Source organism: Arthrobacter sp. OV608, assembly GCA_900110595.1.
GTDB lineage: Bacteria > Actinomycetota > Actinomycetes > Actinomycetales > Micrococcaceae > Arthrobacter.
This window is the reverse complement of record FOEZ01000001.1, coordinates 201300-222779: the sequence shown is the minus strand read 5'-3', so window position 1 is coordinate 222779 and position 21480 is coordinate 201300. Positions and strand designations below refer to the sequence as shown.

At 63.3% G+C, this 21480-nt stretch carries 20 protein-coding genes; 9 read left to right on the top strand and 11 right to left on the bottom strand.

Going from position 1 to position 21480, the window contains the following annotated elements; all coding sequences use genetic code 11:
• Positions 1-58 precede the first annotated feature (58 nt).
• The 4 genes from BMX78_RS01105 to BMX78_RS01090 all read left to right on the top strand — a co-directional run bounded on the left by BMX78_RS01105 (position 59) and on the right by BMX78_RS01090 (position 3343).
• Positions 59-814: an amino acid ABC transporter ATP-binding protein gene (locus BMX78_RS01105; protein WP_091415353.1), complete on the top strand. Its 756-nt coding sequence runs from the start codon at positions 59-61 to the stop codon at positions 812-814.
• A gap of 70 nt (positions 815-884) precedes the next feature.
• Entirely contained in the window at positions 885-1772 is an 888-nt protein-coding gene (locus BMX78_RS01100) for a glutamate ABC transporter substrate-binding protein (RefSeq protein WP_091415351.1), read from the top strand.
• An 84-nt stretch (positions 1773-1856) separates the two neighbouring features.
• The gene (locus BMX78_RS01095) at positions 1857-2507 is read left to right on the top strand and encodes an amino acid ABC transporter permease (protein ID WP_091415348.1); all 651 of its coding nucleotides are present in this window, start codon (positions 1857-1859) and stop codon (positions 2505-2507) included.
• Positions 2504-3343 (top strand): amino acid ABC transporter permease, encoded by an 840-nt coding sequence (locus tag BMX78_RS01090; protein WP_091415345.1) that lies wholly within the window; start codon positions 2504-2506, stop codon positions 3341-3343. Before BMX78_RS01095 ends, BMX78_RS01090 begins: the two co-directional genes overlap by 4 nt.
• Before the next feature lie 113 nt (positions 3344-3456).
• Here the strand turns inward: BMX78_RS01090 and dapE are convergent, their stop codons facing one another.
• Complete coding sequence (gene dapE / locus BMX78_RS01085) at positions 3457-4593, bottom strand: succinyl-diaminopimelate desuccinylase (RefSeq protein ID WP_091415344.1); 1137 nt, start codon at positions 4591-4593, stop codon at positions 3457-3459.
• A gap of 50 nt (positions 4594-4643) precedes the next feature.
• On the opposite strand from dapE, the gene dapD reads away from it, so the two are divergent.
• Positions 4644-5672, top strand: a complete 1029-nt coding sequence (dapD, locus tag BMX78_RS01080; RefSeq protein WP_091415341.1) for a 2,3,4,5-tetrahydropyridine-2,6-dicarboxylate N-succinyltransferase — start codon at positions 4644-4646, stop codon at positions 5670-5672.
• A gap of 7 nt (positions 5673-5679) precedes the next feature.
• Entirely contained in the window at positions 5680-6537 is an 858-nt protein-coding gene (locus BMX78_RS01075; RefSeq protein ID WP_091415338.1) for a transglycosylase SLT domain-containing protein, read from the top strand.
• An 18-nt stretch (positions 6538-6555) separates the two neighbouring features.
• Here the strand turns inward: BMX78_RS01075 and BMX78_RS01070 are convergent, their stop codons facing one another.
• Positions 6556-7167 (bottom strand): hypothetical protein, encoded by a 612-nt coding sequence (locus tag BMX78_RS01070; protein ID WP_091415335.1) that lies wholly within the window; start codon positions 7165-7167, stop codon positions 6556-6558.
• A gap of 99 nt (positions 7168-7266) precedes the next feature.
• Positions 7267-7872: a TetR/AcrR family transcriptional regulator gene (locus tag BMX78_RS01065; RefSeq protein ID WP_091415334.1), complete on the bottom strand. Its 606-nt coding sequence runs from the start codon at positions 7870-7872 to the stop codon at positions 7267-7269.
• 129 nt (positions 7873-8001) lie between these two features.
• Here BMX78_RS01065 and galE point away from each other — a divergent pair, with 129 nt between their 5' ends.
• A complete protein-coding gene (gene galE / locus BMX78_RS01060) occupies positions 8002-9015 on the top strand; it encodes a UDP-glucose 4-epimerase GalE (protein WP_091415999.1) in 1014 nt (337 codons plus the stop codon).
• A gap of 147 nt (positions 9016-9162) precedes the next feature.
• Here galE and BMX78_RS01055 read toward each other — a convergent pair whose 3' ends face one another.
• The 3 genes from BMX78_RS01055 to fdxA form a co-directional block, all read right to left on the bottom strand.
• Positions 9163-10449 (bottom strand): citrate synthase, encoded by a 1287-nt coding sequence (locus tag BMX78_RS01055; RefSeq protein WP_091415331.1) that lies wholly within the window; start codon positions 10447-10449, stop codon positions 9163-9165.
• Positions 10450-10710: 261 nt separating this feature from the next.
• Positions 10711-11859, bottom strand: a complete 1149-nt coding sequence (dapC, locus tag BMX78_RS01050) for a succinyldiaminopimelate transaminase (protein WP_091415329.1) — start codon at positions 11857-11859, stop codon at positions 10711-10713.
• 14 nt (positions 11860-11873) lie between these two features.
• The gene (fdxA, locus tag BMX78_RS01045) at positions 11874-12200 is read right to left on the bottom strand and encodes a ferredoxin (RefSeq protein WP_009356972.1); all 327 of its coding nucleotides are present in this window, start codon (positions 12198-12200) and stop codon (positions 11874-11876) included.
• A 150-nt stretch (positions 12201-12350) separates the two neighbouring features.
• On the opposite strand from fdxA, the gene BMX78_RS01040 reads away from it, so the two are divergent.
• A complete protein-coding gene (locus BMX78_RS01040; RefSeq protein ID WP_091415327.1) occupies positions 12351-12590 on the top strand; it encodes a putative acetyltransferase in 240 nt (79 codons plus the stop codon).
• A gap of 120 nt (positions 12591-12710) precedes the next feature.
• Here the strand turns inward: BMX78_RS01040 and typA are convergent, their stop codons facing one another.
• Positions 12711-14639, bottom strand: a complete 1929-nt coding sequence (gene typA / locus BMX78_RS01035; RefSeq protein WP_091415324.1) for a translational GTPase TypA — start codon at positions 14637-14639, stop codon at positions 12711-12713.
• Positions 14640-14911: 272 nt separating this feature from the next.
• On the opposite strand from typA, the gene BMX78_RS01030 reads away from it, so the two are divergent.
• Positions 14912-15775 carry an SGNH/GDSL hydrolase family protein gene (locus BMX78_RS01030; RefSeq protein ID WP_091415323.1) on the top strand — a complete coding sequence of 288 codons (864 nt, stop codon included), beginning with the start codon at positions 14912-14914 and terminating at the stop codon, positions 15773-15775.
• A gap of 69 nt (positions 15776-15844) precedes the next feature.
• On the opposite strand, the gene BMX78_RS01025 is transcribed toward BMX78_RS01030, so the two are convergent.
• The 4 genes from BMX78_RS01025 to BMX78_RS01010 all read right to left on the bottom strand — a co-directional run bounded on the left by BMX78_RS01025 (position 15845) and on the right by BMX78_RS01010 (position 21236).
• The gene (locus BMX78_RS01025; protein ID WP_091415320.1) at positions 15845-17551 is read right to left on the bottom strand and encodes a dipeptide ABC transporter ATP-binding protein; all 1707 of its coding nucleotides are present in this window, start codon (positions 17549-17551) and stop codon (positions 15845-15847) included.
• Between the two features lie 11 nt (positions 17552-17562).
• The gene (locus BMX78_RS01020) at positions 17563-18507 is read right to left on the bottom strand and encodes an ABC transporter permease (RefSeq protein WP_091415317.1); all 945 of its coding nucleotides are present in this window, start codon (positions 18505-18507) and stop codon (positions 17563-17565) included.
• Positions 18497-19426 carry an ABC transporter permease gene (locus BMX78_RS01015; RefSeq protein WP_091415314.1) on the bottom strand — a complete coding sequence of 310 codons (930 nt, stop codon included), beginning with the start codon at positions 19424-19426 and terminating at the stop codon, positions 18497-18499. The genes BMX78_RS01020 and BMX78_RS01015 overlap by 11 nt, the downstream gene beginning before the upstream one ends.
• 124 nt (positions 19427-19550) lie before the next feature.
• Complete coding sequence (locus BMX78_RS01010; RefSeq protein ID WP_091415311.1) at positions 19551-21236, bottom strand: peptide ABC transporter substrate-binding protein; 1686 nt, start codon at positions 21234-21236, stop codon at positions 19551-19553.
• Positions 21237-21480: the final 244 nt, after the last annotated feature.

Below are 21480 nucleotides of genomic sequence, written 5' to 3'. Positions count from 1 at the left end.
CCGCAGGAACCTGGGGTGATTCCCGTCATAAGGTGCCGTTGTTCGCTAGATTCTTCCTATGACTACTCATGTGCCCGGCGATGCCCTCGTCTCCCTGAACGCCGTAAACAAGCATTACGGCCAGCTGCACGTTTTGAAGGACATCAATCTGCAGGTCCGCAAGGGCGAGGTTGTTGTGGTCATCGGGCCCTCGGGCTCCGGTAAGTCCACCTTGTGCCGCGCCATCAACCGTCTTGAAACCATTGAAGGCGGCACCATCAGCATCGACGGAAAGGTCCTCCCCGAGGAAGGCAAGGAGCTCGCGCAGCTCCGTGCCGACGTCGGAATGGTCTTCCAGTCGTTCAATCTTTTCGCGCATAAAACCATCCTCGAGAACGTCACGCTCGGCCCCATCAAGGTCAAGGGCGTTGCTAAGGGCACCGCGGACAAGGACGCCATGGCGCTGCTTGAACGTGTGGGCGTCGGCCACCAGGCTCCGAAGCTGCCCGCCCAGCTGTCCGGTGGCCAGCAGCAGCGCGTCGCCATTGCCCGCGCCCTGGCCATGAAGCCCAAGGTCATGCTGTTCGACGAACCCACCTCGGCGCTGGACCCCGAAATGATCAACGAGGTCCTGGATGTGATGGTCCAGCTCGCCAAGGAGGGCATGACCATGATCGTGGTCACCCACGAAATGGGCTTCGCCCGCAAGGCCGCAGACCGCGTGGTCTTTATGGCCGACGGCCAGATCGTTGAGGACGCCACGCCTGAAGAGTTCTTCACCAATCCCAAGAGCGACCGCGCCAAGGATTTCCTCTCCAAGCTCCTGACGCACTGAAACACCTACGAACAAACACTCCCAGTTCGCACCCTGGCCGTGACCCACGGCCACCAATGAAAGGAATGTCATGAAGGCATTTTTGACCCGGCGGAAGTCATTTGTCGTGGCGGCTACCGCTGCCCTCGCACTGTCCCTCAGCGCCTGCGGCGGTGGTGACGCCGGATCCTCCAGCAACCCCAGCCCGGTGGCGAAGCCCACGTTCGCTGCGGGCACCACCATGGAAAAGCTCGCCTCGGCCGGCACCATCAAGATCGGCACCAAGTATGACCAGCCGCTCTTCGGCCAGGTCGGCCTGGACGGCAAGCCTGTGGGCTTCGACGTTGAAATGGGCAAGCTGATCGCCGCCAAGCTGGGCATCCCGGCCGATAAGATCGAGTGGTCCGAAACGGTGTCCGCCAACCGCGAACCGTTTATTGAGCAGGGCAAGGTTGACCTGGTCATCGCCACGTACACCATCAATGACAAGCGCAAGCAGGTTGTCAGCTTCGCCGGACCGTACTACGAGGCCGGCCAGGCACTGATGGTGAACAAGGACAACGACTCCATCAAGAAGCCCGAAGACGTCAAGGGCAAGAAGGTCTGCTCCGTCACCGGTTCCACCCCGGCTGCAACCATCGTGGACAAGTACGGAGCCGAGCTTGTTCCCGCAGCCACCTACTCCGCCTGCCTGGAGCCCCTGCGCAACAAGCAGGTTGAAGCTGTCACCACGGACAACGTGATCCTCGCCGGCTTCGTGGACAAGGAACCGGACGCCTTCAAGCTCGCCTCGGACGAAACCTTCACCAAGGAGCCCTACGGCATCGGCCTGAAGAAGGACGATACCGAGTTCCGCAACTGGATCAACGACCAGCTGGAGGCATTCGAGAAGGACGGCTCCTACAAGAAGGCCTGGGAAGCAACCGCAGGTTCAGTCATCAAGACTGCCCCCAAGCTGCCCGAAATCAACCGTTACTAAGTAACGCAGTGGTTGCCGGGGCCGCATACACGCCCCGGCAACCACGGCCTTCACACCCGTCCACGCCCACAGCCAAAGGATCCAATGGACGTCATTCTTGAAAACCTGCCCTTGTACTGGAACGGTTTTCTCCGCACGCTTTTCCTCTCCGTAGTTTCCGGGGTCATCGCGCTGGTGCTCGGGACCCTGCTCGCGGCAGCCCGGGTTTCCCCCGTGGCAGCGCTCCGCGGCTTCAGCACCGTCTATGTGGAAGTTCTCCGGAACACTCCGCTGACCATCGCTTTCTTCTTCGCAGCCATCGTCCTCCCCCGGCTCGGAGTGAAGTTTGAGCAGTTCGAAATAGCCGCAATTATCGCCCTCAGTACTTACACCGCAGCGTTCATCGCCGAAGCTGTCCGCTCAGGTGTCAACAGTGTCCCGGTGGGCCAGGCCGAGGCCGCCCGGAGTATCGGCATGAACTTCGGGCAGGTCCTGAACCTCATCATCCTTCCGCAGGCATTGCGGACTGTGATTCCGCCGCTGATCAATATCCTGATCGCCCTGGTGAAGAACTCCTCCGTTGCCGGCGCCTTCTTTGTCCTTGAACTGTTCGGCTACGGCCGGCAACTGGCCAACGCCAACGGTGACGCCGTGATCCCCGTCCTACTCGGCGTAGCCTTCTTCTATCTGCTCCTCACCGTTCCGCTGGGCATCCTGGCCAGTACGGTGGAACGAAAGGTGGCGATTGCCCGATGAGCTCGGTACTCTACGACGTCCCCGGCCCTAAAGCCCGCCGGATCTCCCTGATTGGTTCAATTGTCGGTTCGCTGCTGATCCTGGGCTTGCTCGCCTGGATCATCATGACCTTCGCCCAACAGGGGATTCTTGAGGGCCGCCGGTGGCAGATCTTCACCCGCGGCGATGTCTGGACGCTGCTGGGCAACGGCCTGGGTGCCACGCTCAGCGCCGCTGCCCTGGCCGCTGTCATCGCCTTCCCACTGGGATTGGCGCTGTGCCTGCTGCGCATCTCGGACGTCGCGTTCATCCGCATCCCCACCCGGGTGGTTCTGGAATTCCTCCGCGGTATGCCCGTGGTCCTGATGATGCTGTTCGTGCTGCTGGGTTTTGGCACCTCGGCGTTCGTCGCCGTCGTGACCGGCCTGATCCTCTACAACTCGGCAGTCTTCGCGGAGATCATCCGCGCCGGCATCCAGTCATTGCCCAAGGGCCAGCGCGAAGCGGGCCTGGCCATCGGCCTGACCAGCTTCAAGTCCCGCATGCTGATCGAACTGCCGCAGGCAATCCGTCGCATGATGCCTTCGCTGGTGGCGCAGATGGTGGTGCTCCTCAAGGACACGTCCCTGGGCTACATCGTGGCGTACGGCGAGCTCCTGCGTGCCGTACAGGTGATGGCGGACTTCCTGGGAACCCAGTTCCTGTTCCCCATCTTCTTTGTGGCCGCGGCGATCTACATCGCCATCAACATCCTCGTATCCCGGATTGCGGTCATGATTGAGCGCAGGGGTTCAAAGAAGGCAGCCGGCGGTGTGGCCAAGGCCGAACCCGAGAAGGCCGAAGCTCCCGTTCCCTGACAGGTCAAACAACAATGGCCCGGACCGCGCCCCTTTTGGGTTCCCGCGGTCCGGGCCACTGCTGTTTAAGGCAACCTGCTGTCTAGGGCAGCCGGGACCACGGCCCTTAAGTGTCAGCCAGCCAGCCAGTCCTCCAGCGCCTGCAGACACTTCCGGATCGCATCCGCATCCACGTGTTCGTTGTCTTTGTGCGCCAGCAGGGCGTCCCCCGGCCCGAAGTTCACCGCCGGGATTCCCAGCTCGCTGAAACGCGCGACGTCGGTCCAACCGTATTTGGGCTTGGGTTCGGCACCCACCGCGGCAACAAAGGAAGCGGCGGCGGGGTGCTGTAGCCCGGGCCGTGCTCCGGCGGCGGCGTCAGTGCGGACCACGTCAAAACCTTCAAGGAGTTGCCGCACCACTGATTCGGCCTGGTCCGGCGTTTTATCGGGGGCAAACCGGTAGTTGATCTCCACCACGCAGCGGTCCGGGATCACATTTCCGGCAGTTCCGCCGTTGATTCTTACGGCGTTCAGGCTCTCGCGGTAGTCCAGGCCGTCCACGTTCACTGTCAGGGGTTCGTAGGCAGCCAGCCGGGCCAGGACCGGCGCCGCCGCGTGGATGGCGTTGCTGCCCATCCAGGCCCGGGCGGAATGGGCGGACTCCCCCACCGTTGTCGCTTCGAACCTGCTGGTGCCGTTGCAGCCACCCTCCACCGTGCCGTCAGTGGGTTCGAGCAGGATGGCGAAGTCGCCATCAAGCAGATCGCCGTGGTTCCGGACCAGCCTGCCCAGGCCGCTCTTGACGGCCTCCACTTCCTCGTGGTCGTAAAAAACGAAGGTGACGTCACGCTTCGGCGCGGTCCCGCCGTCGAACATCCTGGCAGCCAGCGCGAGCTGTACGGCAACGCCGCCCTTCATGTCGGTGGCGCCGCGCCCGTACAGGACACCAACGCCGGGGACCCCGGACTCCCAGCTGGACGGAACCGTCCCCAGGGACCCCTCGGCCAAGGGCAACGGAACGGTATCCAGGTGTCCTGCCAGGATGACGCGTTCGGCGTTTCCCAGCTCGGTCCGGGCAATGATGGCATCCCCGTCCCGCACAATGTGCAGTTGCGGGATGGCGCGCAGGGCGGCTTCGACCGCGTCAGCCAGTTCCGTTTCATTGCCGGACACACTGTTGATGTCCATGATCGCGGCCGTCAGGAGCGCAACGTCCTGGCGGAGGTCGAGGGGAAGGATTGAAGATTCCGGAGCGGTTTCGGCAGTCACGAAGCCAGTCTAGTTCGGAGCAGGTCCCCGCCCGTCGATAGACTGGGGCAATGACTGAGACTGCTTCCTCCGCCGTGCCCGAAACCCAGACTGCCCCCACTGAAGAACGCTCCGCCTATGGCTTCGGTGTGGCCACCATTGCCGTTGCCAATGGTGATGCCACCGTCCTGGACGTCTGGTTCCCCGCACCCTCGCTGGGCGTCGCTGCCGAACACCTGCGGGCAGTGGAAAACGCGGATGAGGCACTCACCCGGATCGCCGACGCCGGTACAGATGAGGACCGCGGCACCGAGCAGAAGGTGGTCTTCGTCCAGATCAACCTCGATGAGGCCCCGGCCGATACCGCTGACGCCTACCTGCGCCTGCACCTGCTCTCGCACCGGCTGGTCCGCCCGAACACCATCAACCTGGATGGCATCTTCGGCAAGCTGCCCAACGTTGTCTGGACCAACTTCGGTCCCGCCGCTGTGGACGGCTTCGAACTGACCCGGGCGCGGCTGCGCCGCCGGGGCGCCGTGACCGTTTACGGCATCGACAAGTTCCCGCGCATGGTGGACTACGTTGTGCCCACCGGCGTCAGGATTGCCGACGCCGACCGCGTCCGCCTGGGTGCGCACCTCGCCGAGGGCACCACTGTGATGCATGAAGGCTTCGTCAACTTCAACGCCGGCACCCTGGGCACTTCCATGGTTGAGGGCCGGATTTCCGCCGGCGTGGTCACCGGTGACGGCAGCGACGTCGGCGGCGGCGCGTCCATCATGGGCACCCTGTCCGGCGGGGGCAAGGAAAAGATCACCATCGGCGAGCGGGTCCTGCTCGGGGCCAACTCCGGCGTGGGCATCAGCATCGGCGATGATTCGGTGGTGGAAGCCGGCCTCTACGTGACGGCGGGGACCCGCGTGCGCGTGCCTGGCCCCAAGGACGAAGTGGGCGAGGACACCACCAAGATCGTCAAGGCTGCCGAACTCTCCGGTGTCCCCAACCTGCTCTTCCGCCGCAACTCCACCACGGGCGCCGTGGAGGTACTCCCCCGTGCCGGCCAGTCCGTGGAACTGAACGACGCCCTGCACGCCAACTGATCCCTTCATGGCACGAAGACGCGGCCTGCGCCGCCTGCTGGTGCTGCTGCTTGCCCTCGCACTCGTGGCCGGCGGCGTCTATGCAGCGGTGTTTTTTGTGCAGCGCTCCGAGACCCTCGTTTCGGAGCGCTGTACCGCCGTCGTCAACGGCAAGACGGCGGAACTGGCTCCGGACCAGGCTGTCAACGCTTCCCTGATCACCGCAGTTGCAGTCCAGCGCGGCCTCCCGCCCCGGGCGGCCACCATAGCCCTGGCTACCGCCATGCAGGAGTCCAAGCTCCGCAACATCGAACACGGCGATCAGGCGGGCCCGGATTCCCGGGGGCTGTTCCAGCAGCGGCCTTCCCAGGGCTGGGGAAGCGAAGAGCAGATCATGGATCCCATTTACGCGACGAACGCCTTTTACGACGCACTGGTAAAGATCCCCGGCTACGAGTCGATGGAGATCACCGAAGCTGCGCAACGGGTGCAGCGATCTGCATTTCCCACCGCCTACGCCCAGCACGAGCAGATGGGGCGCTTTTTTGCCTCCGGGCTGTCCGGCCAGACCCCCGAAGCGATTCGATGCACCCTCCGTTCGGCAGGTGCCGCGGGAGATCCGCAGGCCGTTTCTGACCAGCTTTCCCAGGCTTACGGACTCTCTGCTTCCGCGGTTGACGGCCAAACCCTGGTGGTGGAGGCTGACGGCAGCCAGGCATGGTCCGTGGCGCAATGGGCCGTAGCCAATGCCAAGACCCTCGAGGTCACACAGGTGGAAGTTGCCGGGCGGACCTGGGAGCGCGACGAGCGTGACGGCTGGCGGGAGTCGGCGGTCCCGGACGGCGAGGTGCGGATTACGGTCTCGCCGGCAGGCACGGGGGCCTAAGGCCCGTCCGGCCTTTTACTAGACGAGGATTTCCACCACAGGCTGGACGTAGCTGCGGAACAGCTCCGGCTGGCCCATCAACTGGTGGCTCATAATGATTTTGTCCGGCTCCAGGTACCAGGCCCGCTGTTCGTTCAACGGCAGTTCAATGATGGTCAGCTTGAAGTCGCGGGCGTTGCGGCCCACTTCCATCAGCCGGTCATCCACCATGTCCTCCAGCAACTGGTCTGCACCGTTGGCGGCCCTTTCAGCTTCAAGCTCGGCATACTCGCTCCTGCGTTCCCGCGCCCAGGTCAGGGCCGAGCCGAAGTGCGCCTGGAGTACCCGCTGCAGGGCGGGCGAATTGCCGAAAGCCTCGAATTCCGGCGGGGAAAGTTCCGGCGACGTCTGCGGATGCGCCTTCAGCAACTGTTCCCACCACGCCTCCCATTCTGTCTTGAGCCCGTTGAAGCCCCCGACGTCGGCAGTCAGGTGGGAATGGTCGGCATGACGGATCTTGGGAGCTGCATGGGAAAGCGCCGGGTGGCCCGCGCCGTCGAGTCCGGCGGCATCGCGGATATACAGGGCGATCATCATCGGCCCGGACGTGTCGGTGGTGATCTGCCACCCGGAACCGGTCTTTTGCTGCATCCGAGGTCCTTCCCTGGCGCGCTCCTGCCGGGTCTGGTGATCCGGTGTTGCGCCCCCGGCTATCAGTCTATTCCCCTGAGTTGCCGAGGTTAATGAAATTCACGGCGCCAACCCGTCAAGGTGCCACTCCAGGACATCGGTGCACATGCGGGCAGTCATCCAGCCGGGCTGCAGGAGGGCATGCATGCAGAGGCCATCCAGCGTGGCAAGGAGTCTTTCCGCCTCCATCACCAATACTTCCTGGGATTCCCCGGGCAGCAACGCAGTGATCACGCGGCCCATCACGGCGGCCACCTCGCGGTGGCTCCGGTCCGCCTCCGCGGCAAGAAAGGGCTTGATCCTGGCGGCGTTGCGAAATGCCATCCACACGCACGCCTCCACTGCCCGTTGTTCATCCAATGGCAGGAGTTCGCCCAGCAGTGTTAAAACAGCGGCGCGTCCTTCGGCGCTTGCCCGCGGGTGGTCCTGCAGCCCGGGCAATGCGGCCTCCAGCCTGGCCACAATGCTGTCAATCACGGCCGCGAAGGAGAAGGCCAGCAGTTCATCGCTACCGGCAAAGTAGTGCCGAACGGAGCCGACCGCGAGCCCGGCCTCGTCTGCCACTTCCCGCAGCGAAGCCCTTTCCAGTCCGTCGACGGCGATGATCCGCCAAACTGCTTCCACCACTTCCTGGCGCCGGGCTCCGGCATGAACGATTTTAGGCACTCCTCCTATTTAGCACACTTGTGCCTCGTCACAGGCCTGTCGGCCGGTTGGCCCGTAAAGCACCGTCATCCTGCCTGGAAATTGGCCCCGACCGGCGCGGCCGGCACCACTTGGGATAGCGTTGAGAGCATGAAAATTCTGGTTACAGGGGGCACCGGGTACATCGGGTCCCACACTGTTTTGTCATTGCAGGAAGCCGGCCATGACGTGCTGGTCGTCGACAACCTGGTCAACTCCAGCGAGGATTCCCTCCGCCGGGTTGCCGAGATCACCGGCAAAACAGCACAGTTCCACCACGTGGACCTCGTGGACGAGGCCGCCGTCGAGAAGGTTTTCGCTGAGAACGATGTCGATGCCGTGATCCACTTCGCCGGGCTCAAGGCAGTCGGCGAATCCGTCCGCGAACCCCTGAACTACTACTACAACAACCTCGTCGGAACCCTGAACCTGATCCGGGTCATGGACCAGCACAACGTCCGCTCCATCGTCTTCAGTTCCTCCGCCACCGTCTACGGCGAACACAATCCCATCCCGTACGTCGAGAAAATGGAAATCGGCGCCAACAACCCTTACGGCCGCACCAAGGAACAGATCGAGGACATCCTCTCCGACCTCGGGGCTGCCGACACCCGCTGGCACATCGCCCTGCTGCGCTACTTCAACCCCGTCGGGGCCCACCCCTCGGGCCGGATTGGCGAAGACCCGCAAGGCATCCCCAACAACCTGGTCCCCTTCATCGCCCAGGTCGCGGTGGGCAGGCGCGAGAAACTCATGGTCTTCGGTGGCGACTACGACACCCCGGACGGGACCTGCCTGCGCGACTACATCCACGTGGTGGACCTCGCCGAAGGCCATCTCGCCGCCCTGAACCACATCACCGACCGAACCGGGGTATTCCGCTGGAACCTTGGCTCCGGCACCGGATCGTCAGTCCTGGAGGTCCTGCGCTCCTTCGAAAAAGCCGTCGGCAAGCCCATCCCCTACGAGATCACCGGCCGCCGCGCCGGCGACCTGCCTGCCTTCTGGGCCGACGCCACCTCAGCCCTCGCCGACCTCAGCTGGTCCACCACCAAAACCATCGACCAGATGTGCGAAGACCACTGGCGCTGGCAAAAAAACAACCCCCAGGGATACAACTCCTAAACAGCAACGCGAAGTCACAACTTGCCCTTCGGGGACTCCATATTGGGCCTTTAGTGACCCCGCCTTGCTTTGCTGGCGATTAACGAGGAACGGCCGCCCACCTCGATGAGGTGGGCGGCCGTTCGTCTTCTGGGGCCAGGTGGGGATTTAGCGGGCGGGGTATTCGCGCTCCGGCTCGCCGATGTAGAGCTGGCGCGGGCGGCCGATCTTGGTGTTCGGGTCGCTGATCATCTCGCGCCACTGGGCAATCCAGCCCGGGAGGCGCCCCATGGCAAAGAGCACGGTGAACATCTTCTCGGGGAAGCCCATAGCCTTGTAGATGAGGCCGGTGTAGAAGTCCACGTTGGGGTAGAGCTTGCGCTGGATGAAGTAATCATCGCTGAGCGCCTTCTCTTCCAAGCGGAGGGCGATGTCCATCAGTTCGTCGTTGCCACCCAGCTTGCTGAGGATCTCGTGGGCGGTAGCCTTGACGATCTTGGCCCGCGGATCGTAGTTCTTGTAGACGCGGTGGCCGAAGCCCATGAGGCGCACGCCGTCTTCCTTGTTCTTGACCTTCTCCATGTAGTCCTCGGGCTTGGTGCCCTCGGCCTGGATCTGGCGGAGCATCTTCAGCACAGCCTCGTTGGCACCGCCGTGGGCCGGGCCGAAGAGGGCGTTGATGCCTGCGGAGACGGAGGCGAAGAGGTTGGCGTTAGAGGAGCCCACGAGGCGCACAGTGGACGTGGAGCAGTTCTGCTCGTGGTCCGCGTGCAGGATCAGGAGCAGGTCCAGTGCCTTGGCCACGATCGGGTCCACCTCGTACTGCTCAGCCGGAAGCCCGAAGCTGAGGCGCAGGAAGTTCTCCACGAGGTTGTTCGAGTTGTCCGGGTACAGCATGGGCTGGCCGATGGACTTCTTGTGGGCGTAGGCCGCGATAACCGGAAGCTTGGCCATGAGGCGGATGGTGGAAACTTCCACCTGCTCGGCGTTGAACGGGTCCAGCGAGTCCTGGTAGAACGTGGACAGCGCCGAAACGGCCGAGGACAAGACTGGCATGGGGTGCGCGTCCCGCGGGAAGCCGCCGAAGAAGCCCTTGAGCTCCTCGTGCAGCAGGGTGTGCCGGCGGATCTTTTGGTCGAATTCTTCCAGCTCCGTGGGAGTGGGCAGGTTGCCGTAGATCAGCAGGTAGGACACCTCAAGGAAGCTGGAGTGCTGTGCCAGCTGTTCGATGGGGTACCCGCGGTAGCGCAGGATGCCAGCATCGCCGTCGATGTAGGTGATAGCCGAAGTCGTCGCTGCTGTGTTCATGAAGCCGGGGTCAAAGGTGACTGCGCCCGTCTGCTTCAGCAGTTTGGAAACGTCGTAGCCTTCGTTCCCTTCAACAACCTGGATGCGCGGCAGCTTGAGCTCGCCTCCGGAGTGGAGCAGGGTCGCAGCATTGTTGGTCTCAGTCATGGAGTCCCCTTCATGAGGCGTCTGGGCCTCTGTCGAAAGCTTGATCCAACATCAGGTGAGCCGCGCACGAAGCCTGAAGAGACAGGTTCCAACACCCGGGCTGCCTTCTTGTAGAAAGCCACCATTGATAGTCACTTAAAAAGTACATCTCCTTAGCGGGTGTCACTAATCCGCGACGTTCCAAAATGCCCTAAAATGCGGCGGATGTGTCCGGAGTCACACCTATGTTACGACGCTGCGCCTGGCGCGGCGCCCTGACAATTACGGTGCCGAAGCCAGCCGGGCCACGGCAGCGTCGATCCTTTCGTCGCTTCCCGTAAGGGCAACCCGGACGTAGCCGTTGCCGGCCTCGCCGTAAAAGACGCCGGGACCCACTACGATGCCGCGCTCCGCCAGCCGGGCTACCGTGTCCCAGGTACTCTCTCCCGCCGTCGACCAAAGGTAGAGACCGGCGTCGGACTCCTTGATCTCCAGCCCGAAATCCAGCAGCGCCGGAACCAGCCGTTCCCGGCGGCCGCGGTACAGGTCCTTCTGTGCCTCGACATGCGCGTCGTCGCCCAGTGCCACCCGCATGGCTTCCTGCACCGGGTAGGGAACGATCATGCCCGCATGCTTGCGGCTGTTGACGAGGTTGGGCATCAGGTCCGGATCGCCGGCCACAAATGCTGCCCGGTAGCCGGCCACATTGGACTGCTTGCTCAGCGAGTACACGGCAAGCAGACCCTGGTGGGATCCGCCGGCCACCAGCGGGTCCAGGATGCTCGGTACAGGCTGGCCGCCGCGCTGGACATCCCAGTCGCCCCAGCCCAGCTCTGCGTAGCATTCGTCGGACGCCACCACGGCGCCCAGTTCCCTGGCCTGCTGTACGAGCGCCTTCAGGGATTCGACGCCGCGGACGCTGCCCGTGGGGTTTCCGGGGGAATTGACCCAGATCAGCCGGACACGCGAGCGGGTGGCGTCGTCGAGCTCGTCCAGGTTGTCCGTGGCCACGGAGGTGACGCCGGCGAGCGTTGCGCCGATATCGTACGTGGGGTAGGCAACCTTGGGGCGTACGACGACGTCCCCCGGCTTAAGCCCGAGCAGGAGCGGGAGCCATGCCACGAGTTCCTTTGAGCCGACCGTGGGCATGATGTTGCGGGGGTCCAGTCCGGCCACTCCGCGGCGGCGTTCGAACCATGCGGCAATGGCTTCCCGCAGGGCAGGCGTGCCATGGACCGTGGGGTAACCGGGGGCATCGGCGGCGGCCTTCAGGGCGTCCTGAATGAGCGCGGGCGTGGGATCCACCGGAGTACCAATGGACAGATTGACGGCTCCCCCGGGATGCTCCGAGGCCTTCGCGAGATACGGCGCCATGGCCTCCCACGGGTAGTCGGGCAGGTCAAGGCCAAACGTATTCACTGCTGCGGTCACCGTTCCAGCCTGCGTCAGTGGTCTTGGTTCTGCGGAGGCAGTGCGGCGATCATCGGGTGGTCCTTGCCGGTGTTGCCGATCTTCGCTGCGCCGCCCGGTGAGCCGAGGTCGTCGAAGAACTCAACGTTGGCCTTGTAGTAGTCGGCCCACTCGTCCGGGGTGTCGTCCTCGTAGTAGATGGCCTCCACCGGGCATACCGGTTCGCAGGCTCCGCAGTCGACGCATTCGTCCGGATGGATGTACAGCGAACGCTCACCCTCATAGATGCAGTCGACCGGGCATTCTTCGATACATGCCTTGTCCTTGACATCTACACACGGCTGCGCGATTACGTACGTCACGTCCCTTGCCTCTCCACGTTGGTTCCGGCGTCCCGCCGGCTGTTGCGTCCGGCAACCTGGCCGGACTCTTGACATCTGAGCCTATTATCTCCCAGCCCGTTACTGCGAACCTAGCCGGGCTCCTTGTGTGAAGCCATTTAGTATGAAGTGGTGAGTCTACCTGTCCCCTCCCCCGCAGGGTTCCTCCTTGCCGCCGCTTCCGGAACACGGGTGGTGGTGCGGTACCGCATCGAGGGCGGGCTCACTGATGCACTGGGACACCTGGTGGCGTGCGACGCCGGTGCGTGCACCATCCGCACCCGGCAGGCCGACGTCGTGATTCCCCTTGAGCTTGTTGTGGCAGCCAAGGAGGTTCCGCCGGCGCCGGAGCGGCGAAGGCCGCGCGCCTGAGTCGACCCTCAGGGCGCAGGGACTGCCCTCGGGCACTGAACCGCGGTTTCGCTGCGCACGGCGGTACGAAGAAAGCCACCGGCGGGGTGCCGGTGGCTTTCTTTGGAGCTACGGTGCTGGCTAGGCCTTGGCGCGGGCGCGGTTGGCCTTTGCACGCTCGTTCGTGTCCAGGATGACCTTCCGGATGCGGATGGACTCCGGCGTTACCTCGACGCACTCGTCTTCGCGGGCGAATTCCAGCGACTCTTCGAGGGTGAGGTCGCGCGGCGGGGTCAGGTTCTCGAAGGTGTCCGAGGAAGCGGCACGCATGTTGGTGAGCTTCTTTTCCTTCGTGATGTTGACGTCCATGTCGTCGGCGCGGGAGTTCTCGCCAACAATCATGCCCTCGTACACCTCGGAGGTGGGCTTGACGAAGAAGGAACCGCGTTCCTGCAGGTTGATCATGGCGAACGGGGTCACCACGCCGGCGCGGTCTGCGACCATGGAGCCGTTGGTGCGGTACTCGATGGGGCCGGCCCAGGGCTCGTAGCCCTCGGAGATGGAGGCGGCGATGCCGGCGCCGCGGGTGTCCGTGAGGAACTTGGTGCGGAAGCCGATCAGGCCACGGGCGGGAACAATGAATTCCATCCGGCACCAGCCGGTGCCGTGGTTGGCCATGTTGGTCATGCGGCCCTTGCGGGCTGCCATCAACTGGGTCACAGCGCCGAGGTACTCTTCGGGTACGTCGATAGTCATGTGTTCCATCGGCTCGTGGATCTTGCCGTCGATGGTCTTGGTGACAACCTGCGGCTTGCCAACGGTCAGTTCGAAGCCTTCGCGGCGCATCTGCTCCACGAGGATGGCCAGGGCGAGCTCGCCACGGCCCTGGACTTCCCAGGCGTCAGGACGCTCGGTGGGGAGCACCTTGATGGAGACGTTACCGATCAGTTCCTTATCCAGGCGGTCCTTCACCTGGCGCGCGGTGACCTTGGCGCCCTTGACCTTGCCGGCCAGCGGGGAGGTGTTGATACCGATGGTCATGGAGATCGCGGGATCGTCCACGGTGATCAGCGGCAGCGGCTGCGGGTTCTCGGCGTCGGTCAAAGTCTCGCCGATGGTGATTTCCTCGATGCCGGCGACGGCGACAATCTCGCCGGGGCCTGCAGACTCAGCCGGAACGCGGTCCAGGGCCTTGGTGGCCAGCAGTTCGGTGATCTTGACGTTTTTGAGCTCACCGTTGGCGCGTGCCCAGGCAACGGTCTGGCCCTTGCGCAGCGTGCCGTTGTAGATGCGGAGCAGCGCCAGGCGGCCCAGGAACGGTGAAGCGTCCAGGTTGGTGACGTGCGCCTGCAGGACACCTTCCGGGTTGTAGGTCGGCGCCGGGATGTGCTCGATGATGGTCTTGAACAGCGGCTCAAGGTCCTCATTGTCCGGAGCGGCACCGTTAGCGGGCTGCTCCAGGGAGGCGCGGCCAACCTTGGCGGCGGCGTAAACAACCGGGACCTCAAGAACCTTGTCCAGGTCCAAATCCGGGACTTCGTCGGCAAGATCCGACGCCAGGCCGAGGAGCAGGTCCATGGACTCGTGGACCACTTCGTCGATGCGTGCGTCGGGGCGGTCGGTCTTATTGACCAGCAGGATCACGGGCAGGTGGGCGGCCAAGGCCTTGCGGAGCACGAAGCGGGTCTGCGGCAACGGACCTTCCGATGCGTCAACGAGCAGCACAACACCATCAACCATGGACAGTCCGCGCTCCACCTCGCCGCCGAAGTCGGCGTGGCCCGGGGTGTCAATAACGTTGATGGTGATGGTCTCGCCGTTGGACGACGGACCGTTGTAGGCAACGGTGGTGTTCTTGGCCAGGATGGTGATGCCCTTTTCGCGCTCAAGGTCACCGGAGTCCATCACGCGGTCTTCGAGGTGGTTGTGCTCGGCAAAGGAGTTGGTCTGCTTGAGCATGGCGTCGACCAGGGTGGTCTTGCCGTGGTCAACGTGGGCCACAATCGCGACGTTGCGGAGGTCACTGCGTGATGCAGTGGCTACCGCGGTGTTGGTGGTGGTTTCAGACATGCGTAATGGCTCGATTCAGTGGTGAAAGTCAGCTGTTGTATCGCGACATTTCCAACTGGAACGCACGACGGATCATGCCCTTTGCACAGGGCTGCTTCCCCCAGTCTAGCGTCTGCGGCATTAATAGGCCTAAATTTTCTGCCAGCCAACAGCGCCCACAGCCGCCCTGCGTCAACGCGGCCGGCAAAAATCAGTGACCAAAATCACTGGCCAAACCTGCCTCCATGCCACATGATTGCTCTGACACTCCATGCAAGCCCGAAAGACACCACATGCGAAAAGCCCAGGCCCGGACCCGTTCTGCGGCGTCCGGAGCCGCTGCCGTGATCGCGGTGTCCTGCCTTCTTGCCTTGTCCGGCTGCGGAATGCCGGCCGGGTCTTCTGCCTCTTCCCAAGCGCAGGCCGCCGCTGCGGGGCAGCCCGGGACTGCCGCAACACATCAGGCTGCGGCCGGTTCACGAATCCTCAATCCGGCTAATGGGCGGCTTGAAGCCGTGGTCCCCAACATCAGCAGGACGGTCCTCCTGATTGGGGACTCGCAATCGGAACCAACCGATGGCTGGCCCCGCCAAGGCCTGGAGGCCGCGGGGTACCAGGTGTACTACTGCGGGCGGGGCGGCACCGGGTTCGTGTCCGCCAACGGAAAAACGGGCAATTACATTGATGCCCTCCTGCGGGGTGACTGGCTCCTGCCTTCCGGTACACCGGCGCTCATCGTTGTCCAAGGCGGCGGCAACGACGCTACAACCGGAGCGTCGGACAGCCGGATCACCGGCAACGCGGAGCGTTTGATCACTGAGCTCAGGAACCGCTACCCGGGAACCCGCATTGCCATGATAGGGACGCTGGCCCGCGGCGAAGGCAACGGGGGCGGGCGCCGGACGGAGGTAGATACGTTGCTGGGCTCGGTAGCCGCCGCCCACAACCTCCCCTTTGTTTCGGTGGGCGACTGGCTCACCAGGTACGGCCTGGCCAAGGACCTCGCGGACTCAGTGCATATGAATCCCAATGGCCGCCGCGCACTGGGGGCGCTGCTGGAGCGCCGGCTCCGGGACCTGGGTTTGGAGCGGAAGCTGACCGTGGAACAAACTCCGGCTTTGGCGGCCGGAAGCGGGACTGATTCTTTCCAGGACTGACGGGGCTTAAACGCATGGAGCCGGAGCCAACAGGCTCCGGCTCCACTCGTTTAACGGGAGGAAAGGCGGCTAGGCGACTTCCGGCGGAAGCATCAGCTTCGCACCTGGGATGGCATTGAGGAGCGCCTTCGTGTAGTCCTGCTCGGGGGATTCGAAGACGTTATCCGTAGAGCCGGTCTCCACCAGGCGTCCCTTTTCCATCACGCAGACATGGTCGGCGATCTGCCGGACCACAGCAAGGTCATGGGTGATGAAAAGGTACGTCAGCCCCAGGTTGGCCTGGAGGTCAGCCAGCAGGTTCAGTACCTGTGCCTGCACCAGCACGTCCAGGGCGGACACCGCTTCGTCACAGATGATGACTTCCGGGTCAAGGGCAAGCGCACGGGCAATGGCAACACGCTGCCGCTGGCCGCCCGAGAGTTCGTTCGGGTACCGCTGCATGGCCGATTGCGGCAGTGCCACCTGGTCCAGCAGTTCCCGGACCTTCTTCTCCCGGCTCTCCTTGTTGCCGATCTTATGGACCCGCAACGGTTCTTCGATCGTCCGGAAGATGTTGTACATCGGGTCGAGCGAACCGTAGGGGTCCTGGAAGATGGGCTGTACCCGGCGCCGGAACTTGAACAGGTCCCCGGGTTTGAGGGCTGACGTGTCCACGCCGTCGAACAGGATCCTGCCTTCGGTGGGCTTCTCCAGTTGGAGGACCATCTTGGCCACCGTCGACTTCCCGGACCCCGACTCCCCCACGATCGCCGTGGTGGTTCCCCGCTTCACATCGAAGCTGACGCCGTCCACGGCCGCGAAGTCCGATGACTTACCCAGTCCCTGCCGGAGCTTGTACACCTTGCGCAAGTCCTGGATCTGGAGGACGTTATCCGCCGCGGCGGGCTCGGCTGCCGGGGCAAGCAGGTCCGCGGCCTCCACGCCCTGTTCCCTGGCAGCCTGGATCCTTCGGCTGGCCAGGGACGGTGCGGACTCCACGAGCCTCCTGGTGTAAGGATGCTGCGGGTTTTGCAGCAGTTCCAGGGAAGGTCCTGCCTCCACCACGCGGCCCTGGTACATCACCACTACCTTGTCGGCCCGTTCGGCTGCCAGCCCCAGGTCATGGGTGATGAGCAGCACGGCGGTGCCCAGGTCGGTAGTCATCGTGTCCAGGTGGTCCAGGATCTGCCGCTGCACTGTGACATCGAGGGCTGAGGTGGGCTCGTCAGCGATCAGCAGCCGGGGCTGGCAGGAGAGCCCGATAGCGATCAGGGCGCGCTGCCGCATGCCGCCGGAGAACTCGTGCGGGTACTGTTTGGCACGTCGGTGGGCGTCCGGCAGGCCGGCCTCCGAGAGTACCTTGGCGACGTCATCCGGACCGCTGGGCTGGCCATTTGCGCGGAGCGTTTCGCGAACCTGGTAACCGATCTTCCACACCGGGTTCAGGTTGGACATCGGGTCCTGCGGCACCATGCCGATGGTGTTTCCGCGCAACTCGATCATGCGCTTCTCGGGTGCATGCGCGATGTCTTCGCCGTCGAGCAGGATCTGGCCGCCGGAAACCCGGCCGTTGGATGGAAGCAGGCCGATCGCAGCCAGCGCGGTGGTGGACTTACCGGAGCCGGACTCCCCCACAATGGCCACTGTCTCACCGGGCATGATGGTCAAGTGTGCATCGCGGACCGCCTGGACTTCCCCGCCGCTGGTCTTGAAGGTAATGGCGAGGTCGCGGATCTCCAGCAGCGGCCTGGTCCCCGTGGTGCCGGCCTCCGCGATGCGTATTTCTGGAGTTGTCATCTCTTTGTCTCTCATCGCTGGCGGCTCTTGGGATCAAGGGCGTCACGTACCGCGTCGCCCAGCATGATGAAGCTCAGTACCGTAATGGAAAGAGCCGCGGCCGGGTACAGCATGATTTCCGGCTTGGTTCGGATCGATGCCTGTGCGCCGGCGATATCGTTACCCCAGGACATGATGCTCTGGGGCAGGCCGATCCCCAGGAAGGACAGCGTTGCTTCGGCGACAATAAAGACGCCGAGTTCCAGGGTGGCCAGGACAATAATCGGAGCGAGGGCGTTCGGCAACACATGCCGAACCAGTGCGCTGAACCTGGAGACGCCCAAAGCCTGGGCTGCCGTGACGAAGTCCGCGTTACGCACCTCAATGACGGCACCGCGGGTGATGCGGGCCATCTGCGGCCACGCCAGGAGCGAGATCACAAAGACCACGGTCCAGACGCTTTTGTTCTCGCGGAAAAAGGGCAGCTGGGTGATGACCAGCGCACCGAGAATGAGCGGCAGCGCAAAGAAGATGTCGCCCAGTCGGGCCAGCACGGCGTCGATCCAGCCACCGTAGTAGCCGGCGAGGGCACCGAAGGTGACACCGATGACCAACACGCACAGCACCGAGAGGATACCGACGGACATTGACGCCTGGGTGCCATGAATGACGCGGGAGTAGATGTCGCAGCCCTGGAACGTGAAGCCGAAGGGGTGCCCGGCCATGGGGCCGCCCTCCGAATTGGCCAGTTCACAGCCTTCATTGGGGGCAACGGACGTGAACAGGCCGGGGAACAGCGCAACCACTGCCAGGGCCAGGATGAGCAGCGCCGAGATAATGAACAGCGGACGACGGCGGAGCTTGCGCCAGGCGTCCGACCACAGGCTGAGGGGTGCCTGGTCAGTCTTGACCGCATCCGTGGCCAGCAGCGGGGTTTCCTCGATGGGGGCCACGTAGTGGCTATTATTACTGGTCATAGCGGATCCTCGGGTCAAGCCAGGCATACAGGAGATCTACAAGCAGGTTGGCCACCACAAACACCAGCACCAGCACGCTGACGATGGAAACGATGGTGGGTCCCTCGCTGCGGAGGACTGCCTGGTACAGCTTGTTGCCCACGCCCGGAACGTTGAAGATGCCTTCGGTGACGATGGCGCCGCCCATCAGGCCGCCCAGGTTGGCGCCAAGGTAGGTCACCACGGGTATCAGCGAGTTACGCAGGATGTGAGCCAGGACCACCCGAGGCCGTGAAAGGCCCTTGGCGGTGGCAGTCCGGACATAGTCAGCGTTCATGTTTTCGCTGACCGATGTGCGGGTCAGGCGGAGCACATAGGCGAAGGACACCAGCCCCAGGACCACAGCCGGGAGCAGCAGGCTGCCCCAGTCTGCGTTGGCGCCTACTGTCGGTTTCGCCCAGCCCAGCTGCACGCCGAAGACGAGCTGAAACACAAAGCCGAGGACGAAGGTGGGAACCGCGATGACCACCAGGGACGCCACGAGAACGGTGGAGTCGAACCAGCCGCCACGGCGCAGGCCGGCGAAAACACCAAAGGCCACACCGAAAACGGCCTGGATGGCGAGTGCCTCAATCGCCAGCATGGCGGTCACGGGGAAAACGCGTGCCAGGCTTGCCGCGATGGGCTGGCCGGTGAAGTCGTTGCCGAGGTTGAAGGTGAAGAGGTTCTTCAGGAACAGCCCGTACTGGACCCAAAAGGGTTCGTTGAGGTGGTACTGGCTGCGCAGCGTGTCGATAACGGCCTGCGGAGGCTGGCGATCGCCGAACAGCGCCGCAATGGGATCGCCGGGTAAGGCGAACACCATGTAATAGACCAAAAGGGTGGTGCCGAGGAAAACAGGGATCACTTGCAGGAGTCGGCGCAGAATAAAGCGGACCACCGGATCACCAGCCTTCCGGATGGGAAGAATACAGTGTCATTGGTGCCTTCCTGCCGTTGCAAGCCAATGGGGGCCCGGCCGTAACCGGACCCCCAATGTGCCTGGCGGCAAGCTAGATCTGGGACTACTTTGCCGTGATATCGAAGTAGCGGATGCCGCCGTTCCAGCCGGTCTCGGCCTTCACAACGTTATTGCTCCACACGATCGGCCGTGCCTGATCCCAGAGCGGCAAGCCCGGAAGGTCCTCGAAGAGGACTTCCTGCGCCTGGTTGAACTTCGCGTTTGCCTCGTCAGGAGTCTTGGAGGCGAGGCCCTCCTGGAGGAGCTTGTCGAACTCGGGATTGGAGTATTTCTCGTAGTTCGACGGTGCGCCCGTTGCCCAGACAGGACCCAGGAAGTTGTACAGCGACGGGTAGTCACCCTGCCAGCCGGACCGGGTCAGGCCGGGCAGCTGCTGCGACTTGCGCAGGTTCAGGACTTCAGCAAACTTGGCGAACGGCTGGATTTCAGCCTGGATGCCGAGGTTGTTCTTGAACCCGTTGGTTACCGCATCAATCCATTCCTTGTTGCCGCCGTCAGTGTTGGAGGCAATCTGGAGCGGCTTGGAGTTGTCGTACGGCTGGATCTTTTCAGCCTGCGCCCACAGGTCCTTCGCCTTGGCGGCGTCGAACTTGAGGACCTCGCTGCCCTTAAGGCCTTCCTTGAAGCCGTCGATGACCGGCGGGGCGAATGCCTTGGCCGGCGTACGGGTGCCATTGAAGACCACCTTGGCAATTTCCTCGCGGTTGATGGCGTAGGACAGGGCCTGGCGGCGGAGCTTGCCGGCTTCGCCCTGGAAGTTCGGGTTGTAGCCCGGGATGTTCAGGGTGGAGTTCGTAGCCACGGCTTTGGTGGCGTTACGGTCCGGGAAGTCCGAAACGTAGGTCTTCAAAGCGTTAGAGGGCAGAACATCTGTAACGTCCAGGTTGTCGGACTGCAAGTCCGTGTAGGCGGGGCCCGGATCGGTGTAGAACTTGAAGGTCACGCCACCGTTCTTTGCTGCGCGCGGTCCGCTGTAGTCAGCGTTCTTCACCAGCGAGATGGACTGGTCATGAACCCACGCCCCCTCTTTTTCCATCTTGTACGGGCCGTTGCCGATCGGGTTTTCGCCGAACGCTTTCGGGTCCTTCAGCGCGGCCGACGGGAGCGGTGCGAATGCAATGTAACCGAGGCGCAGTGACCAGTCAGCCTCTGGCTGGGCCAGCTTCACCGTGATGGTGGAGTCGTCGGTGGCTGCCAAACCGGTCATGGTCTCAGCCGTGGGAGCCGGGGTGGTGGTGGTCTTGCCGTCAGCCGACTTCTCGGTGGTTACTGCCGACACCTCGGCGTACCCCTCGATGGATTCGAAGAAGAACCCGTTCTGCTGCAGGTTCTTGGAGTTTGCGGCAAAGTTCCAGGAGTCCACAAAAGTCTTGGCGGTGATGGGTTCGCCGTTGGTGAATTTGGTGCCCTGCTTGACCTTGATGGTCCAGTTCTGTGAGTCAGAAGATTCAATAGATTCGGCAAGGGAATTGACCGGCTTGCCATTCGGATCGTAGGTGCGAAGGCCCTCGAAAAGAAGTTCGACGGCGCGTGCACCGTAAACTTCACCAGTGTTTGCCGGCAGCAACGGGTTTTGTGGTTCGTTGCTGTAAGCGGTGATGACCTTGTTCGGGTCGCCGGCAGATTCGCTGGCACCGTCATTGCTGCCGCCTCCAGCGCCGCAGCCGGTCAGGGCAAGCGCGGCGATTGCCACGATGCCCAGTGCTTTGGAAGTGCGCGTAAAACGCATTCCGCCTCCTATGAGTTGTGGGAGAAACGAGGGGAATCTTTGTGCTTCCCCGCAGGCGAGACCCAGCGTTGAACTGTGACGCAACCTACATATACGAGTAGCCTAACTGCACGAAGTCCAGATACTGGTACTCCGTTGCCAAACCGTGACCGGGCCGTTCCAGGGATCTAGCCGGTAAACGGAAGTTGTGCAAGTCACATGCTACTCGCCGGTACGATTATCGGCGAATCGAAAGTGTGAAGCG

Bases quoted from the DNA above. Each gene is read 5' to 3' on its own strand.
- typA (WP_091415324.1), bottom strand. From the start codon at position 14,639: ATGTCTGAAACCACCACCAACACCGCGGTAGCCACTGCATCACGCAGT.
- BMX78_RS01105 (WP_091415353.1), top strand. From the start codon at position 59: ATGACTACTCATGTGCCCGGCGATGCCCTCGTCTCCCTGAACGCCGTA.
- BMX78_RS01030 (WP_091415323.1), top strand. From the start codon at position 14,912: ATGCGAAAAGCCCAGGCCCGGACCCGTTCTGCGGCGTCCGGAGCCGCT.
- BMX78_RS01095 (WP_091415348.1), top strand. From the start codon at position 1,857: ATGGACGTCATTCTTGAAAACCTGCCCTTGTACTGGAACGGTTTTCTC.
- BMX78_RS01025 (WP_091415320.1), bottom strand. From the start codon at position 17,551: ATGACAACTCCAGAAATACGCATCGCGGAGGCCGGCACCACGGGGACC.
- BMX78_RS01100 (WP_091415351.1), top strand. From the start codon at position 885: ATGAAGGCATTTTTGACCCGGCGGAAGTCATTTGTCGTGGCGGCTACC.
- BMX78_RS01055 (WP_091415331.1), bottom strand. From the start codon at position 10,449: ATGACTGAGACCAACAATGCTGCGACCCTGCTCCACTCCGGAGGCGAG.
- BMX78_RS01090 (WP_091415345.1), top strand. From the start codon at position 2,504: ATGAGCTCGGTACTCTACGACGTCCCCGGCCCTAAAGCCCGCCGGATC.
- BMX78_RS01070 (WP_091415335.1), bottom strand. From the start codon at position 7,167: ATGCAGCAAAAGACCGGTTCCGGGTGGCAGATCACCACCGACACGTCC.
- dapD (WP_091415341.1), top strand. From the start codon at position 4,644: ATGACTGAGACTGCTTCCTCCGCCGTGCCCGAAACCCAGACTGCCCCC.
- BMX78_RS01020 (WP_091415317.1), bottom strand. From the start codon at position 18,507: ATGACCAGTAATAATAGCCACTACGTGGCCCCCATCGAGGAAACCCCG.
- BMX78_RS01075 (WP_091415338.1), top strand. From the start codon at position 5,680: ATGGCACGAAGACGCGGCCTGCGCCGCCTGCTGGTGCTGCTGCTTGCC.
- galE (WP_091415999.1), top strand. From the start codon at position 8,002: ATGAAAATTCTGGTTACAGGGGGCACCGGGTACATCGGGTCCCACACT.
- BMX78_RS01010 (WP_091415311.1), bottom strand. From the start codon at position 21,236: ATGCGTTTTACGCGCACTTCCAAAGCACTGGGCATCGTGGCAATCGCC.